Origin of the sequence: Mesorhizobium sp. M7A.F.Ca.CA.001.08.2.1 (assembly GCF_003998455.1) — a bacterium.
Taxonomy (GTDB): domain Bacteria; phylum Pseudomonadota; class Alphaproteobacteria; order Rhizobiales; family Rhizobiaceae; genus Mesorhizobium; species Mesorhizobium ciceri.
This window is the reverse complement of the sequence record NZ_RZPW01001113.1, coordinates 1-1,472: the sequence shown is the minus strand read 5'-3', so window position 1 is coordinate 1,472 and position 1,472 is coordinate 1. Positions and strand designations below refer to the sequence as shown.

Annotated in this window: 2 protein-coding genes; one reads left to right on the top strand and one right to left on the bottom strand. The window is 57.4% G+C overall.

Features of this window, described 5'->3' with window-relative positions; translation table 11 throughout:
- Position 1 precedes the first annotated feature (1 nt).
- Positions 2-862 (top strand): ImmA/IrrE family metallo-endopeptidase, encoded by an 861-nt coding sequence (locus EN914_RS35315; protein WP_127389684.1) that lies wholly within the window; start codon positions 2-4, stop codon positions 860-862.
- A gap of 178 nt (positions 863-1,040) precedes the next feature.
- Here EN914_RS35315 and EN914_RS35310 read toward each other — a convergent pair.
- A partial coding sequence (locus EN914_RS35310; RefSeq protein WP_164779161.1) for an SMC-Scp complex subunit ScpB occupies positions 1,041-1,472 on the bottom strand: 432 nt, incomplete at its 5' end.

Here is a 1,472-nt window from a genome sequence, read left to right as displayed (position 1 = left end):
GATGGCAACACAGCTCGGCGAAAAAATCGCCGCCGAGTTCGGTTTCGATCAGTTCCCGGTAAAGCCGTTCGAAATTGCACGGCAAAAAGAGATTGAGGTGCAAGCCAAGCCAGCCGACGTGAAGGGCGTATCGGGCGCGATTATTTTTGCGAACGACAAGGTGACCATCATCTACTCGAATGAGTACGGGAACGCCGGTTTCGAAAATTTTTCCTTGGGTCATGAGTTGGGCCATTATTTCTTACCCGGTCATCCGGAAGAGATCATAGCGCTCGGCGGAGCGCACATGTCCCGCGCAGACTTCACGCAGAATTCGTCAATCGAGCTTGAAGCCGATCATTTCGCGAGCGGCTTGCTTATGCCGACGGCGCTGACACGGAAATTTCTATCGAAGAATCAGGTCGGCCTCGACGGCATTCTGAAGCTGGCGGATGAAGCCGGATGCTCAGGCACCGCTGCCGCAATCCGAGCCGCCGAGTGCAGCGCTTATCCGCTTGCTGTCATCGTCTCGCACGGTGAGCAGATCGCCTACGCATTTATGTCGAACAGCTTCAAGGATCTGGACAAGCTTTTCTTTCTGCGAAAAGGGATGCCGTTGCCCGACAGCGAGACATTGCGCTTCAATAAGAGCCCCGCAAATGTCCTGCATGCGCGGCGCGCCAATGCAGAGACAACCCTCAATGAGTGGTTCGATTGCCCGAGGCGGTTGACCCTTGATGAAGAAGTCATCGGACTCGGAAACTATGGCTACACTCTAACGGTGCTCAGCAGCGAACTCTTGCCTGATGATCCCGCCGAAGAGGAAGACGAGGATGCTGCCCTCGAAGAGAGCTGGACGCCTCGGTTCGCTTATAAGCGATGATCGAACGAGCCTTCGTTTGGCGGGGTCGCGCACGTCCAGCGCTTTGTATGTGTAATGACTACGAGCAGCACATGGTCTGGGCCGAGTCTGCGGATCCCACGGCAGATCGCGCGATTCATCTATTGATCAGGTATAGGCAAACGCAGCGCGGCTATTCGCCCGCCTCTGCTCCGATACCCTATCGTCCGGCGGAAAAGTCGGGCATGATGTCGCCCGCCAGCAACTTCTCCTTCGACAGTAGACCAGCATCCTCGAGTGCCTCGAAATCCGGCAAATCGCGCAGCGTGTCGAGCCCGAACTCCAGCAGGAATTCTTTTGTCGTCACGTAGGTGTAGGGCGCGCCCGGCGTCGGGCTACGCGGGCCGGAAGCGATCAGACCGGCACCGCGCAGATGACCAATAAAATCACGACTGATCTCCTTGCCGAAGAAAGATGACAACTCGGCACGGGTGATCGGCTGGAAGTAGCCGATGCACATCAGCACGAGCACCTCTGACTGCGTGAGGTCCACCGCGCGCTCGTTACCGCCGACTGCACTGCGGATAGCGTCTGCATAAGCCGGCCGGGTCAGATGCTTCCAGCCACCAGCGACGGCGACGAGGTCATAGGG

Bases quoted from the DNA above. Each gene is read 5' to 3' on its own strand.
- EN914_RS35315 (WP_127389684.1), top strand. From the start codon at position 2: ATGGCAACACAGCTCGGCGAAAAAATCGCCGCCGAGTTCGGTTTCGAT.